Source organism: Streptomyces sp. NPDC003247 (genome assembly GCF_042888135.1).
In the GTDB taxonomy this organism is placed as follows: Bacteria; Actinomycetota; Actinomycetes; order Streptomycetales; family Streptomycetaceae; genus Streptomyces.
In genome coordinates this window covers 722,584-736,223 of sequence record NZ_JBIAPF010000005.1, presented here as the reverse complement: position 1 = coordinate 736,223, position 13,640 = coordinate 722,584, and the positions used below count along the sequence as shown (strand labels likewise).

The window sequence follows — 13,640 nt, the reverse complement described above, 5'->3', positions numbered from 1 at the left end:
GCGGGTCCGCGGGTCCGCGGGTCCGCGAGCCTGCGGGTCCGCGAGCCTGCGGGTCCGCGAGCCTGCGGGTCCACGGGTCCGCGGGTTCGAAAGATCCGGTGTTTCCGGGTGTGTGAGAGCCACCGGCCGGCAGGCGGGTGGGACGAGGCGGGAGAGAGTACGGCGGCGTGAAGGCGGCACGGTCGGTCGGGACGAGGGTGTGGGATCGGACCCTGGCGTCCGATCCGGGGCTGCTGCGGCTCGCGGCCGGGCTGCGGACGGTCGGCGCGATCGCCCTGACGCTGGCCGTGCTCGCCACGCTGGGCGCTGACGTGACGCACCTGGTGGCGGGCGCCATCGCGGCCATGGTCGCCACGTTCGCCATCCGGGAGAAGCAGCGCGGCGCCCAGGCCGTCACCCTGGCCCTGGGCCTGCCCGTGGCGCTCGCCTCGGTCTCCCTGGCGGCCCTGCTCAGCTCGCGGGTGGTGGCGGGCGACGTCTTCTTCGTCGTCCTCATCTTCTGCGCCGTCTACGGCCGCCGGTTCGGCGACCGGGGCACCGCGCTCGGCCTGATCGGCTTCCAGGTGTACTTCATGTCCCTGTTCGTCGGGGCCACCGGAGCGACCCTGCCCGGCCTGTGCGGGACGATCGTCGTCGCGTTCGGGTGCAGTGCGGTGGCGCGGTTCGGACTGGTGCCGCAGACGCCGACGGGGATCCTCGCACGGCTGCGGCACGCCTTCCGGGCGCGCCTGGCGCAGTTGCTGGACGCGCACCTGGACCTGCTCGACGCGGGTCCCGACGACGTGGAGAAGGTGCTGGCGCAGGTGCGCGAGGGCACCGCCCGGCTGCACGAGACGGCCATGATGATCCAGAGCCGGCTGGAGGAGGGCACCCCGGACGAGGCCACCGCCCGGCTGGTGCAGCGCCGCATCGCCGACGCGGAGATCGCCGCCGAACGGCTCGGCCTGCTGTTGCTCACGGCACGCAGCGCCGAGCGGACGCACACCCTGACCCTGCACCTGCCCGGCGCGCCGTTCCCCGCGAGCGGGCGGCTGCCGGTGCGGGACGAGGCGACCGACGTGCTCCGCCGCGACCTGGGCGCGCTGCGCCTGCTGGTACGGCATCCCGTCGCCGACGGCACCGGTCTGGCGCAGGTGCGCAACCGGCTGCTCGGCTACCGGGAGGAGGAGAACCTGCCGGTCGCCTCCCCGGCCGTGCAGGACGTCTTCCGGGGCGTCGGCGAGGCGGCCCGGGCCGTGCTCGGCCTGCGGATCGCGCTCGACGGGCCCCAGGACGAGTCCGACGACAGCCCCGAGACGGCCCGCTCCCGCGAGGAACTGGACGCCGAGGACGCGGCCATCGCCGGGGAGGACGCCGAGGCGGAGGCGGCGGAGGCCACGGGGCTGCGGAGGCCGACGACCCGGGCGGCCGTGCAGGTCGCCGTCGGCTCCTCACTGGCCATCGTCGGCGGCGAGCTGCTGTCGGCGAACCGCTGGTACTGGGCGGTGCTGACCTGCTGGATCGTGTTCATCAACACGGCCTCGACCGGGGAGATCCTGGTCAAGGGCTACCGGCGGCTGCTGGGGACCGTGCTGGGCGTGATCGCGGGCATCGGGCTCGCGGCGGCCGTGGGCCACCACACCGTGACGGCGTTCGCGGTGGTGCTGGTCTGCGTGTTCGCCATGTTCTACACGGCGCCGCTGTCGTACACCCTCATGTCGTTCTTCGTCACCGCGGCGCTCGGGGTGCTGTACACGCTGCTGCACACCTACAGCACGTCGGTGCTGGTGCTGCGGATCGAGGAGACGGCGCTGGGGGTGGTCTGCGGGGTGGTGGCGGCCGCGCTGGTGCTGCCGGTGCACACCGACCGGCGCACGAACGAACTGCTGACGACGGTGCTGGAGCGGCTGGCCGACGTCACCGAGGGCGCCGTCGACCAGCTCAGCGGGGGCCCTCCCGTCGATCTGCTGGACCGGGCCCGCGACCTGGACCAGGCGCTGGCCGACCTCCGGGCGGCCACCAAACCGCTGACCCATCCGGTCACCCCGCTGCGGACCCGCCGGGACACCGCACGGTACGTCGTCGCCCTGCTGGAGACCTGCGCCTACCACGCCCGGTCCCTCGCGGCGACGGCCGAGCTGCTGCCCACCCATCCGTCCATCGCCGCGGACCCGCGGCTGCGCACGGCCGGGCGGCGCAACCTGGACAACATCCGCACCCTCGCGGCGCACGTCGCGGAGCGAGGCGGCACCGCCGAGGTGCGGACCGGCCCGAGCATCGCCGCCCTCCTGGAGCCCGGCGGGCCCGCGACCCCCCGCTACGGCCGGGTCACCGACCGGGTCCTACGGCACCTGCAACGCCTGGACGAAGCCGTGGTCGGCCTGGCCCGGCCCCTGGGCGTCCCGGTGTCCCGTCCGCCGGAGCGGTGACCGGCGGGGCCCGCGTGCGGTCCGGGCGAGGACTGCCGGGACGGCATCGGCCGTTCAGCCCGTCGGCGTCCGGCCGGTCCGGCCGGTCACCGGTCTGCCGATCCGGTCCGGTCCCGCCGGACCGCGCCACGTCGGAGCGGCCCCGGCCGGGCCCGGCCGGGGCGGTGGCCCGGCGGTGGCCCGGCCGGGCGGGGCCGACGGTGAGGCCGACGGGTGGGGCCGGGCGGTCAGAAGTCCGTGGGCATGCCGCTGGCGGCGGCGATCCCGCGCAGTTCCTCGGTGTCGCTCTGACGGCGGCGGATGCAGCCGGCGATCTCGGCGAGCCGCTCCGGGTCGGACGCGGTGACGGCGTCGGTGACGACCCGCACCGGGCCGGTCCCGTCGACGTTGATCTCCACGAGCTGATTGTCCAGCCGGCCGGTGACGGCGGTGGCGATGACCAGGGCGGCCTCGTCGCGGATCTCCTGCGGCAGATCCTCGGTGTCCTGCGGGTCCAACGCGAAGTCGAGACTCTCGGGGGCTTGTTCGTCCAGGGCGCGCAACGCCGGCGCGACGACCTTGAGCAGCATCGCGTAGTCCTCGCTGTCCATGCGGACGCGGAGGAGGTCGAGGTACATGTCCACGGGTCGTCCGTCCGGCGGGAACTCGGATTCGTTCATCTCCCCCGGGTTCCCCGGCAGCCGGACGTCAGACCTTCCGCCAGCGGGCCATGGCGAACGAGAAGAGACCGAAGAGCACCAGACCGGCCGCGACGCAGGCCAGCAGCCCCGGCCCGGCCGGGGTGTCCGCGAAGGAACGCAGCGTGTCGTCGAGCCCCTTGGCCTCGTCGGGCTCGTAGTCGACCGCCGCCCGTACGGCGAAGGCGCCCGCGGCGGCGAACACCAGGCCGCGCGCCGCGCCGCCGGCCACGCCGGTGAAGTCCACCAGCCGTCGTACGCCCGGCGGCATCTGTCCCATCCGCATCTTGTCGCGGTAGGAACGCAGGACGGCGCGCCCGCCGATCCACAGACCCGCGACGACGACGCCGACGGCGGCCGCGCCCACCAGCCACTGCCCCGCGGGCCACTCCAGCACGCGGGCCGTGACGTCGCGGGACTGCTCGTCGCTGGAGCCGCCCCCGCCGCCCGAGCCCGCGGCGAACGCCAGGACGGAGGAGGCGACGAAGGCGTAGAAGACGCACCGGACGAGTGCCAGCAGCCGCTTCCCGGCCTTCCGCCCCTCGGGCCCGACCGAGCCGAAGACCAGCTCGGACAGCCGCCACAGCGCCATGCCGACCAGACCGGTGCCCAGCGCCCACAGCAGCACGGAGCCGAAGGGCCGGCCGGACAGTTCGGCGAGGGCTCCCTGCCGGTCGGCCTGGTGCCGCTCCTCGTGGCCGAAGGCGATCTGCAGGGCCAGCGCCCCCACCAGCAGATAGATCACGCCGCGCGCGGTCAGTCCCGCCCTGGCGGCCCACTTCGTGCCCGACCCCCGCGCCGCGCGCTCGGCGCTCGCCCTGCCGTTGCGCGCCAGGACACTCGCGTTCATTCTCGACCTCCCCTGAAGACTCGGAAGTCCGGATGCCCCGGCCCGGGCCCCGCACACGCGGGCGCCCCACCGCGGTGACGTACCGCGATGGGGCGCCCGGCCCGGCCGCTCACGCGTACACGTGAGGTCCGTCGTCGGTGTGCGGCCGCGTCGCCGCGTCCGCCTCGGCCGCCGCGGCGAGCCAGCGGCGGGCCGATTCCAGCGCGAGGGTGATGTCCCGCGTCCCGGTGGAGACGCACAGCGTGTAGGCGAGATCCTGTGCCCGTGGGTCCGTCTCGGCCGGACCGGTCGCCGTCACGGTCTCGTACTCGTCGACGAGCTTGCGCAGGACGGCCGGGTGGGGCATCAGCATCGGTGGGACTCCTTGTCCGTGGCGGAGGGATGGGTGCGCGGGTCGCCGGTGCGGGCTCAGCTCCGGCCGCCGGGGCGGCCGAGGGCCTCTTCCCGCACCTGGGCGCAGCTGCGGCTGATGAGGCGGGAGACGTGCATCTGGGAGATGCCGAGGCGGTCCGCGATGCGGCTCTGGGTCATGTCCTCGAAGAAGCGCATGTAGAGGATGGCCCGCTCGCGTTCCGGCAGGCGGCGCAGGCTCTCCTTGGCGGACTCGCGGTCGACCACGATGTCGTAGGAGGCGTCGGGTCCGCCCAGGGTGTCCGCGAGGCTGTAGCCGTCGTCGCCGGCGGGGAGCTCGGCGTCCAGCGACAGGGTGCTGAAGCTCTCCAGGGCCTCCAGGCCCGCGCCGACCTCTTCCTCGGTGAGCCCCGTGTGGGCGGCGATGTCGGCGACGGAGGGCTCGGGCGCGCCGGGGTGCTGGGCGAGTTCGCGGCGGGCCACGCGGACCTTGTTGCGCAGTTCCTGCACCCGGCGGGGGACGCGCAGCGCCCACATCCGGTCCCGGAAGTGCCGCTTGATCTCGCCGGTGATGGTCGGGACGGCGTAGCTCTCGAAGGCGCCGCGTTCCGGGTCGAAGCGGTCGACGGCCTTCACCAGGCCGAGCGCCGCCACCTGCCGGAGGTCCTCGAGGGACTCGCCCCGGTCGCGGAACCGTCCGGCGATCCGGTGGGCCATGGGCAGCCAGGCCGTGACGATCTCGTCGCGCACGGCGTCCCGCTCGGGTCCGTCCTCGAGGGAGATGAGGCGGAGGAAGAGACGGGCGGTGTCGGGAGCGTCGTCATGGGGTCGGCGTGACTGCGCGGTGGTCGTGGCAGGCGTAGCAGGTCGGCTTGTCGACATTTCGATGAGCATGCGGAATCGCTCCTGAACGGTCGTTTCAGGGTCTGACCACGGGAGTGAGGCTGTCGTCCGGGGCAAACGGAGCGCCCCGGAGCAGCTCTGCCACTCCCGTTGACGCGCCTCCGGTCCGAAGCACGAACCTCCGTCTGCCCTGCCCCCGGAGGAACAAACTCCGCAGACCGGGAAGCGCTCCGGGAAGCGGTCCGGATCGGGTGCGCGAGCCGTCGGCACAGGTGACGGACCGAAGCCCCGGACCCGCCGGGCGCGGGGCCGGGGCTGCCGACCTCAGGACGCGGGGTACCGGTGCGGGCCCCGTCCGCCGCCGGACGCCCGTCACGGCGTCAGCGGGGCGAGGTCGCCGGGCTTGGACGGGGGCTCCGGGCCATGAGCGCGGCGCCACGAGCGCGGGGTGCCGAACGCCAGGCCTGGCCGTGCGGCGCCGAACGCCCGTCAGGACGTCAGGGCGCGGGGCGCGCCGGGCCTGGGCGGGGACTCCGGGCCCGGGTACGGCGCCACGAGCGCTGGGTGCCGAACGCGTACGACGCCGGACACCCGTCACGACGTCACGGCGCGGGTCGCGAGTCGCCGGGCCTGGGCGGGGGCTCCGGGCCACGGGCGCGGCGCCACGAGCGCGGGGCACCGGACGCCAGGCCATGGCCGTGCGGCGCCGGGCGCCGGGCCCGGCTCGGCGCATGCCGCCGTCCACGGGAGGGCGGGCGCACGTGGCGCCGGCCGAGGGCGGTACGCAGGTCGGCGGCCCCCGTCGAGCGTCCTTCCGCCGTTCCCCCGGCGCGCCGCGCGGGGCGCGTACGCCCCGGGCGGCCGTCCGCGCGGCTCAGTGCACGGGCACGACGGCGGTGATGCGTTTGCCGCCGGACGGCAGGTCGGACACCCGGACGTCCCGGGCCAGCCGGCAGACGATCGGCCAGCCGCGGCCGCCGACGCGGCGCCGCCCCTGTTCGTCGAGGGGGTCGGAGACGACGGGCAGGCGGTCGCTGCGGTCGCTGACGGAGACCCGCACGGCCTGTCCGTCGACATCGACGTCGTAGCCGGTGACGCCACCTCCGTGGAGGATGGCGTTGGTGGTCAGTTCGGAGGCGACGAGGAGGGCGTCGGAGAGGGCTTCCTCGTCGTACGGCCGGCCCGTGGCAGCGCAGCGTCCGGCGGCCGCGCGTCGTACGGCGGTGCGGACGTCCGACGGTCGGCACGACGGCTGTCCGTCGCACCGGCGCGGGCCGTCCGGTGCGTCCGTGCCGTGGGTGATGTGGTGGGCACGCATCCTTTCGCTCCCCTGTGCTTGCGCGGTGGTCGATGGCCCGAGGGACCGGCCGGCCCCTGCGGGCTCCGGGACTCCGGGTCTCTCCGGCGGTCGGCCGCCGGGCCCCGGACGGTGTGGAGGAACCTGCCGCCGACACGGTCGGCGGAGGCGGTCGGTGCTCGCCCGACTCCGCGGCCGCCGCGGCCCTCTCCCTGCCGGGCGGCGCGGCCCTCTTGGTCCGGCTGCCCAGCCAGGGCCTTCCAAACCTGCCGTACGGTGTCCGGAACGGGTCATCGCCCAGCCCTTCGGGGGTACGCGGGTTCCATGACGGATGTCGTGGACTCGGACGAACTGCTGCGTCGGATCCAGCGCGCCAGGGCCTGCGCGCGCGAGGAGTTGCGCACCTGGCGGTCCCGGAGCGAGGAGCTCGGGCGGACCGACCCGGACGCGGCCCGCGACGCGCGTGTGCGGGCCCTGTCCTACGAGGCGGTACTCGACGTCATGAACGAGATCGTGACGCCGGGCCGCCGTTCCGTGGAACCCTGACCCGGGCCGGCGGGCGGGGGAACGGCGGCCCCGCGGCCCTGCCTCGATTGACGGCCGGGCTCCCGGGAACCCGGTGCGCATGAGCGTCGATCACACCCGCGCACCCGTTCTGGAAGCCCTCGTCGACTACCACCGCCAGGGGCGGCTGGCGTTCTCACCGCCGGGGCACAAGCAGGCCCGCGGCGCCGACCCCGACGTGCGGGCCGTCCTGGGGGACGCGGTCTTCCTGGGCGACGTGCTGGCGTCGGGCGGGCTGGACGACCGGCTGACGCAGGGGCGGGTCCTGGAACGCGCCGAGCACCTCATGGCGGAAGCGGTCCACGCCGACCACACGTTCTTCTCGACGTGCGGCAGTTCCCTGTCGGTCAAGGCCGCGATGCTGTCCGTGGCCGGTCCCCACGAGAAACTGCTGATCGGGCGGGACGCGCACAAGTCGGTGGTGTCGGGCCTGATCCTCTCCGGCATCGAGCCGGTCTGGGTCGAGCCGCGGTGGGACGCCGAGCGGCACCTGGCCCATCCGCCGTCCGCCGAGGCGTTCGAGAAGGCCTTCGAGATCCATCCCGACGCCAAGGGCGCCCTGGTCACCAGTCCGACGCCGTACGGCGCCTGCGCGGACCTGCGGGCCATCGCCGAGGTCTGCCACCGCCGTGGGGTCCCGCTCGTGGTGGACGAGGCCTGGGGAGCGCACCTGCCCTTCCACCCGGCGCTGCCGTCGTGGGCGATGGACGCGGGCGCCGACATCTGTGTGACCAGCATCCACAAGATGGGCAGCGGCCTGGAGCAGGGCTCGGTCTTCCACCTCCAGGGCGACCTCGTCCCCAAGGAGTTGTTGCAGACGCGCTCGGACTTGCTGAGCACGACCAGCCCCTCGGTCCTGCTGTACGCCGGGCTCGACGGCTGGCGGCGTCAGATGTGCCTGCACGGCGAGGAGCTGATGGGCGGGGCGCTGGGGCTGGCGGCCGAGGTGCGGGCCGCGATCGAGGAGATCGGCGGGATGCACGTCAACGACCGGGACGACTTCTGCGGCCCGGGGCTGGCCGACGACTTCGACCCGCTGCCGGTCATCATCGACCTCGAGGAGCTGGGCATCTCGGGGTTCCAGGCCGCCGACTGGCTGCACGAGCACCGGTCCCTGGACATGCACCTGACCGACCACCGCCGCATCGGCGCCCAGATCACCCACGCCGACGACCGGGAGACGGTGGGCGAGCTGCTCGCCGCCCTCAAGGAACTCGCCAACGCCGCCCCGGACCTGGGGTCCGCGCCGAGGACGGAGGTGCCGGACCCGGCCGGACTGCGGCTGGCTCAGGCGCTGCTGCCGCGGGACGCGTTCTTCGGGCCGGCCGAGCACGTGCCGCTGTCCGAGGCGGCCGGCCGGGTCGCCGCCGAGATGATCACCCCGTACCCGCCCGGGATCCCTGCGGTGCTCCCCGGCGAACGGCTGACCGAGCCCGTGCTGCGGTACCTGCGCACCGGCAAGGAGGCGGGCATGAACCTGCCCGACCCGACCGACCCGGAGTTCGGGACGGTCAGGGTCGTCACCCGGGACGCCGAGTGAAACAGGTCACGTAACCCGGTTTCTGTTGCGCAGAACCTCCACGAGTGGTTTACGGTTCATTCATACGTGGTGCGGGGTCGAGGACACTCCCCCGGACGCCACCCCTGACCGCCCTGGCTGGCTTCCCCCGTCCAGCCAGGGCTTTTTCCTGCCCTCGCACCGCCCTCGCACCGTCCCCGGCGCCGCCCCCGCGCCGCTCTGTCGCCGCCGTCGGGACGAGTTCCGTACGCCGAGGTGCCCGGGGCGTCCGCAGCGGCTGAAATGGGTGGGAGGGGAACCCGGGTCGCGCCGTCCGACGGATCCGGAACCCCATGCCGGCGAGGAGCCCGCGCCATGACCAAAGCGACGAAACTGCTGACCGCCCTGCCCCCGCCCCAGCGCCGGCGCCTGGTCTCCCTCGCCCGGGAGGTGTCCTTCCCGGAGGACGCGCGGATCTTCGAGGCGGGCGGCACGGCCGACCGCTTCTGGGTCATCCGCTCCGGCGCCGTCTCGCTGACCCAGCAGGTCACCTCCGTGCAGCGGGTGACGGTCGCCGGTCTCGGCGCCGGCGACCTGCTCGGCTGGTCCTGGCTCTTCCCGCCGTACCAGTGGGACTTCGGCGCGGAGGCCTTCAGCCCCGTGCGCGCCTACGAGTTCGAGGCGCAGCCGGTGCTCAAGCTGTGCGAGGAGGATCCGGCGCTCGGGCTGTCGCTGGTACGGATCGTCGCCGAGATCCTCGCCCACCGGCTGGAGACGACCCGGGTCAGGCTGATGGAGCAGTACGGGACGCAGTACCGGCGCCGGACCCTCTAGGCCCTCGTGATCCAGCCGGCCAGGCGTCCCCTGCCGCGTCCCGTGCCCGGACGTCCCCGCTCAGATGCGGTAGCGGCGCAGCGCCGGTACCGCCGCGGCGAGCCCCAGCATCACGGCGACGACGAGCAGGCCGCCGCCCGCGACGGCCGCGCGCGGGCCGAAGGCCGCGCCGGCGGTGCCGTGCAGGACGTCGGCCAGGCGCGGGCCGCCCGCGACGACGACGGTGAAGACGCCCTGCATCCGGCCGCGCATCTCGTCGGTGGCGGCGGAGAGCAGGATCGCCCCGCGGAAGACCATGGAGACCATGTCGGCGATCCCGGCGACGGCGAGCAGGACGACGGCGAGCCACAGACTGGCGCTCAGTCCGACACCCGTGATCGCCAGGCCCCAGGCGACGACCGCCCCGATGACCATCCAGCCGTGTCTGCGGGCCCGGGAGAAGGTGCCCGAGAAGAGCCCGCCCAGCACCGCGCCGATGGGTATCGCCGCGAACAGCAGGCCCAGCGCGAGGCCCTCGCCGTAGGGCGCGTAGGTCTCGGCGGCCAGCTGCGGGAACAGGGCGCGGGGCATGCCGAAGACCATGGCGATGACGTCGGCGAGGAAGGACAGCAGCAGGACCTTGTGGCGGGAGATGTAACGGAAGCCCTCCGCGATCTCCCGGATCCCGGCGCGCCGGGCGGCCGGGCCGGCGAGCGGTGGCAGGGCGGGCAGCCGGAAGACCGCCCACAGCGTCACGCACAGGGCGACCGCGTCGAGGAGGTACAGCTCGGGCAGGCCGACGACCGGGATGAGGGCCCCGGCCAGCAGCGGTCCGGCGACCAGGCCGGTCTGCATGACGGTGGAGCCGAGGGCGTTGGCCGCGGCCAGCTCGTGGGCCGGCACCAGGCGGGCGATGGAGGCGTTGCGGGCGGGCGAGTTGAGGCCGAAGAACGCCTGCTGCGCGGCGAGCAGCACCATCAGCACCGCCACCGAGTCCAGTCCCACGAGGGCCTGCACCCAGAACAGCACCGAGGTGACGGCGATGCCGGAGTTGGTGATCAGCAGCAGTCTGCGGCGGTCCATGGTGTCGGCGACCGCCCCGCCCCAGAGCGCGAACAGCACCATCGGCAACAGGCCGGCGAGGCTGGCGTACCCGACCCAGGCGGAGGACCCGGTGATGTCGTAGATCTGCTTGGGGACGGCGACGGCGGTCAGCTGGCTGCCGACGGCCGTGACGATCGTGGAGGACCACAGGCGGCGGTAGGCGGGCCGGCGCAGGGGGCGGGTGTCCATCGCCCAGCGGCGCCAGCCGCCACGGGCACGCTCCCGCGGCCCCGGGTCGGCCTCGGTCCCGGCCTCGGTCCCGGCCTCGGTCCCGGCCTCGGTCCCGTTCCCGGTTCCGATCCCGGACACGGTCCCGGTCCCGGACACGGTCCCGGTCTCGGTTGTGGTTCCGGCCGCGGCCCCGGCCTTGGGATCGGCCTCGGTGTCGCCTCCGGTCTCGGGCGGGGTGCTGCTCTCGCTCGTGTCCACGGACTTCCTGGTTGCTCGGTACATCTTTCTTGTCGGGGATCACTATCGCAGCACTGGCTGTGCCGACGCGTCCGCCGCGGACGGACCGTCTCGCGATCCGGACGGAGCGGGGCCTCAGGCTCCCACGACGAGCGTCACGCCGAGGGCGATCATCGTGGCCGCGACCAGGCCGTCCAGGACGCGCCAGGCGGACGGCCGGGACAGGTGCCGGCCGAGCAGCCGGGCACCGAAGCCGAGCGCGGCGAACCAGCAGAGGCTGGCGGCCGCGGCACCCAGCCCGAAGGTCCAGCGCAGTGGACCCCGGTCGGCGGCGACCGAGCCGAGCAGGAAGACGGTGTCGAGGTAGACGTGCGGGTTGAGCCAGGTCATCGCCAGACAGGTGAGCACCGCCCGCCGGCGCGAGCCGGTCGCCTCGCCCTCCGTGCGCAGGGCGCCGCCCGGCCTGAGCACCCGGCGGGCGGCGAGGGCGCCGTAGCAGAGCAGGAACGCGCCGCCGACCCAGGCGACGGCGGTCAGCGCACCGGGCCAGGCCACCACGAGCGCGCCCACGCCGGCCACCCCGAGCGTGATGAGGACGGCGTCGGACAGGGCGCAGATGCCGACGACGGCGAGGACGGCCTCCCGGCGGATGCCCTGGCGCAGGACGAAGGCGTTCTGGGCACCGATGGCGACGATCAGGGAGAGGCCGGTGCCGAATCCGGCGGCGGCTGCGGTGAGTGCGGGGGTCATGGCGTCCACGCTACGGAGCCGATCACCTTGGGTACAGCTAAAGATTCTTACGTATCATTAGCGATCGTGATGACAGATCTTCCCCTGGACCAGGTGCGCACCCTGCTCGCGGTCGTCGACGAGGGCACCTTCGACGCGGCGGCGGCCGCCCTGCACGTGACGCCGTCGGCGGTCAGTCAGCGGGTCAAGGCGCTGGAGCAGCGCACCGGCCGGGTCCTGCTGCTGCGCACCAAGCCGGTGCGGCCGACGGAGTCGGGGGAGATCGTCGTGCGGTTCGCCCGCCAGCTGGCCCGGTTGGAGCGCGACACGCGGTCCGAGCTGGGCATGAGCGGCGACGGCGAGCCGACACGCGTGACGGTCGCCGTGAACGCGGACTCGCTCGCCACCTGGTTCCTGCCGGCGCTGAGCCGGGTGCGGCAGGAGCCGCCGGTCTGTTTCGAACTGCACCGCGAGGACGAGACGCGCACCGCGGAGCTGCTCCGCGAGGGGCTGGTCATGGCCGCGGTGACCTCCTCGCCCGAGCCCGTGACCGGGTGCTCGGTGCGCGCCCTGGGCCGGATGCGCTACCTGGCGGCGGCGAGCCCCGGGTTCGCCGCCCGGCACCTCGACGGCCGGCCCCTGCCCGAGGCCCTCGCCGAGGCGCCCGTGGTGACCTTCGACCGCAGCAACGAACTCCAGGACGGGTTCGTGCGCGGACTGCGCCGCGCGGCCCCGGGCGCGAGCCCGGTCCGGCACGCCGTGCCGACCTCGGAGGGTTTCGTGGACGCCGTCGCCGCCGGACTCGGGTGGGGGATGGTCCCGGAGACGCAGAGCGGCCGCCTGCTGGCCGGCGGGCGCCTCGTGTCCCTGGCGCCCGACCGGCCCCTGGACGTCCCCCTGTACTGGCAGCAGTGGAAGCTCGACTCGCCGGCGCTCGCGTCCGTCGCCGACGCCGTCGCCCGGACGGCGGCGGAGGTACTGCGCCGCTGAGCGTCCCGGTCGTGCCGCCCACCCGCCCGCGCGCCGGCGGCTCCCGCGCCGCCCGGCTCGCCCGCCCCGTACGAACGCGGCGCACACGATACGCCCGACGCGGTTTCACCGCCCGTCGACCGGTGACCCGACCGGGAGCCGTTCACGGCAACCATCCGCAACAGCACGGACGACTCGGATCACAGGTGATTTCGATGGACGACTGGCGAGAGCATGCCGCGTGCCGCGACGAGGACCCGGACCTCTTCTTTCCGATCGGTACCTCGGGCCCGGCCCTGCTCCAGACGGAACAGGCCAAGGCGGTGTGCCGGCGCTGCCCGGCACGGGAACCGTGCCTGGAGTGGGCGCTGGAGACGGACCAGACCCTCGGGGTCTGGGGCGGGACCAGCGAGACGGAACGCCGCGCCCTCAGGCGGCGCATCAAGGCGCGCCGCAGTTCGTGACGCGCGGCCGGCCCCGGCGGCCGGTGCCGATCAGCACACGGGCGGTGCGGTTCAGCATCCCGGTGCCGATCAGCACACGGGCGGTGCGGTTTCCGGCATCCCGGTGCCGACCCGCACCGGCCCCCGGGGCCAGTCTTCCGCACGGTGTGATCACGTCCTCACCGGCCACCGCACAGCGGTGACGCCCCCTCACCGCTGCGATCTGCGCAGCGACCCCCACTCCGCCTCCTGCCGGGCCACCTCGGTCCGCGCCTCCTCGATGACCTCGGCGGCGATCCAGCACAGGGGCCGTACGTCGGCCACGAGGGGCTCGTTGTCGGGACCCCGGCCCGTCTCCCGGCCGGTCAGGATCCAGGGGCGGACGCCGGGGCCCTTGTCGTGGGGCAGATGGGCGTAGTCGTGCAGGCGCCGGGCGACCCACAGGGTGCGGGAGCGGTCCTCCCACCACTGCTCGACGTCGAGGGGGTTGGCGGACAGGCCGGGCATCCGCACACCGGTGAGGTCGTCCTTGCTGGACACCGCGCCGAGGTCGGTCGCGGGGCCGCGCGACCAGCGCACGTACAGTCCCGGCTCCCGCTCGGTGAGGCCGGCCAGTTCTGCCAGGGTGTGTACGACCGGCAGGTCGTCCGACGGGCTCATGGCATGACCTCCCTCTTCACCGTCAG

14 protein-coding genes are annotated in these 13,640 nt (G+C 74.5%); 6 read left to right on the top strand and 8 right to left on the bottom strand.

The window, feature by feature from the left end; genetic code table 11:
• Positions 1-197: 197 nt before the first annotated feature.
• Positions 198-2,408, top strand: coding sequence for an FUSC family protein (locus ACFYWQ_RS20850; protein WP_389518292.1), 2,211 nt, complete (start codon positions 198-200; stop codon positions 2,406-2,408).
• A gap of 227 nt (positions 2,409-2,635) precedes the next feature.
• Here the strand turns inward: ACFYWQ_RS20850 and ACFYWQ_RS20845 are convergent, their stop codons facing one another.
• The 5 genes from ACFYWQ_RS20845 to ACFYWQ_RS20825 form a co-directional block, all read right to left on the bottom strand.
• A complete protein-coding gene (locus ACFYWQ_RS20845; RefSeq protein WP_389518291.1) occupies positions 2,636-3,067 on the bottom strand; it encodes a hypothetical protein in 432 nt (143 codons plus the stop codon).
• Between the two features lie 28 nt (positions 3,068-3,095).
• The gene (locus tag ACFYWQ_RS20840) at positions 3,096-3,935 is read right to left on the bottom strand and encodes a DUF1206 domain-containing protein (RefSeq protein WP_389518290.1); all 840 of its coding nucleotides are present in this window, start codon (positions 3,933-3,935) and stop codon (positions 3,096-3,098) included.
• A 109-nt stretch (positions 3,936-4,044) separates the two neighbouring features.
• Positions 4,045-4,287, bottom strand: coding sequence for a DUF5133 domain-containing protein (locus ACFYWQ_RS20835; protein WP_389518289.1), 243 nt, complete (start codon positions 4,285-4,287; stop codon positions 4,045-4,047).
• 56 nt (positions 4,288-4,343) lie between these two features.
• The gene (locus ACFYWQ_RS20830) at positions 4,344-5,180 is read right to left on the bottom strand and encodes a SigB/SigF/SigG family RNA polymerase sigma factor (protein WP_389518288.1); all 837 of its coding nucleotides are present in this window, start codon (positions 5,178-5,180) and stop codon (positions 4,344-4,346) included.
• Positions 5,181-6,003: 823 nt separating this feature from the next.
• The gene (locus ACFYWQ_RS20825; RefSeq protein ID WP_389518287.1) at positions 6,004-6,447 is read right to left on the bottom strand and encodes an ATP-binding protein; all 444 of its coding nucleotides are present in this window, start codon (positions 6,445-6,447) and stop codon (positions 6,004-6,006) included.
• Positions 6,448-6,750: 303 nt separating this feature from the next.
• On the opposite strand from ACFYWQ_RS20825, the gene ACFYWQ_RS20820 reads away from it, so the two are divergent.
• From ACFYWQ_RS20820 to ACFYWQ_RS20810, 3 genes are all read left to right on the top strand, one after another.
• Positions 6,751-6,972 (top strand): hypothetical protein, encoded by a 222-nt coding sequence (locus tag ACFYWQ_RS20820; RefSeq protein ID WP_389518286.1) that lies wholly within the window; start codon positions 6,751-6,753, stop codon positions 6,970-6,972.
• 79 nt (positions 6,973-7,051) lie between these two features.
• Positions 7,052-8,530 (top strand): aminotransferase class I/II-fold pyridoxal phosphate-dependent enzyme, encoded by a 1,479-nt coding sequence (locus ACFYWQ_RS20815; protein ID WP_389518285.1) that lies wholly within the window; start codon positions 7,052-7,054, stop codon positions 8,528-8,530.
• 333 nt (positions 8,531-8,863) lie between these two features.
• Positions 8,864-9,322: a cyclic nucleotide-binding domain-containing protein gene (locus tag ACFYWQ_RS20810; protein ID WP_389518284.1), complete on the top strand. Its 459-nt coding sequence runs from the start codon at positions 8,864-8,866 to the stop codon at positions 9,320-9,322.
• 60 nt (positions 9,323-9,382) lie between these two features.
• On the opposite strand, the gene ACFYWQ_RS20805 is transcribed toward ACFYWQ_RS20810, so the two are convergent.
• Both ACFYWQ_RS20805 and ACFYWQ_RS20800 read right to left on the bottom strand, forming a co-directional pair.
• A complete protein-coding gene (locus tag ACFYWQ_RS20805; protein WP_389518350.1) occupies positions 9,383-10,705 on the bottom strand; it encodes an MFS transporter in 1,323 nt (440 codons plus the stop codon).
• A 243-nt stretch (positions 10,706-10,948) separates the two neighbouring features.
• On the bottom strand, positions 10,949-11,563 hold the full coding sequence (locus tag ACFYWQ_RS20800; protein WP_389518283.1) for a LysE/ArgO family amino acid transporter: 615 nt from the start codon (positions 11,561-11,563) through the stop codon (positions 10,949-10,951).
• Between the two features lie 69 nt (positions 11,564-11,632).
• Between ACFYWQ_RS20800 and ACFYWQ_RS20795 the strand changes: the two genes are divergently transcribed.
• Together ACFYWQ_RS20795 and ACFYWQ_RS20790 are read left to right on the top strand one after the other, a co-directional pair.
• Positions 11,633-12,532, top strand: coding sequence for a LysR family transcriptional regulator ArgP (locus ACFYWQ_RS20795; RefSeq protein WP_389518282.1), 900 nt, complete (start codon positions 11,633-11,635; stop codon positions 12,530-12,532).
• Between the two features lie 194 nt (positions 12,533-12,726).
• Entirely contained in the window at positions 12,727-12,975 is a 249-nt protein-coding gene (locus ACFYWQ_RS20790; RefSeq protein ID WP_385075835.1) for a WhiB family transcriptional regulator, read from the top strand.
• Positions 12,976-13,164: 189 nt separating this feature from the next.
• On the opposite strand, the gene ACFYWQ_RS20785 is transcribed toward ACFYWQ_RS20790, so the two are convergent.
• A complete protein-coding gene (locus ACFYWQ_RS20785; protein WP_389518281.1) occupies positions 13,165-13,614 on the bottom strand; it encodes a DUF6098 family protein in 450 nt (149 codons plus the stop codon).
• Between the last annotated feature and the right edge of the window lie 26 nt (positions 13,615-13,640).

What these genes read in the sequence shown, in the direction of transcription:
- ACFYWQ_RS20825 (WP_389518287.1), bottom strand. Translation starts at nt 6,447, where the DNA reads ATGCGTGCCCACCACATCACCCACGGCACGGACGCACCGGACGGCCCG.
- ACFYWQ_RS20820 (WP_389518286.1), top strand. Translation starts at nt 6,751, where the DNA reads ATGACGGATGTCGTGGACTCGGACGAACTGCTGCGTCGGATCCAGCGC.
- ACFYWQ_RS20790 (WP_385075835.1), top strand. Translation starts at nt 12,727, where the DNA reads ATGGACGACTGGCGAGAGCATGCCGCGTGCCGCGACGAGGACCCGGAC.
- ACFYWQ_RS20815 (WP_389518285.1), top strand. Translation starts at nt 7,052, where the DNA reads ATGAGCGTCGATCACACCCGCGCACCCGTTCTGGAAGCCCTCGTCGAC.
- ACFYWQ_RS20795 (WP_389518282.1), top strand. Translation starts at nt 11,633, where the DNA reads ATGACAGATCTTCCCCTGGACCAGGTGCGCACCCTGCTCGCGGTCGTC.
- ACFYWQ_RS20800 (WP_389518283.1), bottom strand. Translation starts at nt 11,563, where the DNA reads ATGACCCCCGCACTCACCGCAGCCGCCGCCGGATTCGGCACCGGCCTC.
- ACFYWQ_RS20785 (WP_389518281.1), bottom strand. Translation starts at nt 13,614, where the DNA reads ATGAGCCCGTCGGACGACCTGCCGGTCGTACACACCCTGGCAGAACTG.
- ACFYWQ_RS20840 (WP_389518290.1), bottom strand. Translation starts at nt 3,935, where the DNA reads ATGAACGCGAGTGTCCTGGCGCGCAACGGCAGGGCGAGCGCCGAGCGC.
- ACFYWQ_RS20845 (WP_389518291.1), bottom strand. Translation starts at nt 3,067, where the DNA reads ATGAACGAATCCGAGTTCCCGCCGGACGGACGACCCGTGGACATGTAC.
- ACFYWQ_RS20830 (WP_389518288.1), bottom strand. Translation starts at nt 5,180, where the DNA reads ATGCTCATCGAAATGTCGACAAGCCGACCTGCTACGCCTGCCACGACC.
- ACFYWQ_RS20835 (WP_389518289.1), bottom strand. Translation starts at nt 4,287, where the DNA reads ATGCTGATGCCCCACCCGGCCGTCCTGCGCAAGCTCGTCGACGAGTAC.
- ACFYWQ_RS20810 (WP_389518284.1), top strand. Translation starts at nt 8,864, where the DNA reads ATGACCAAAGCGACGAAACTGCTGACCGCCCTGCCCCCGCCCCAGCGC.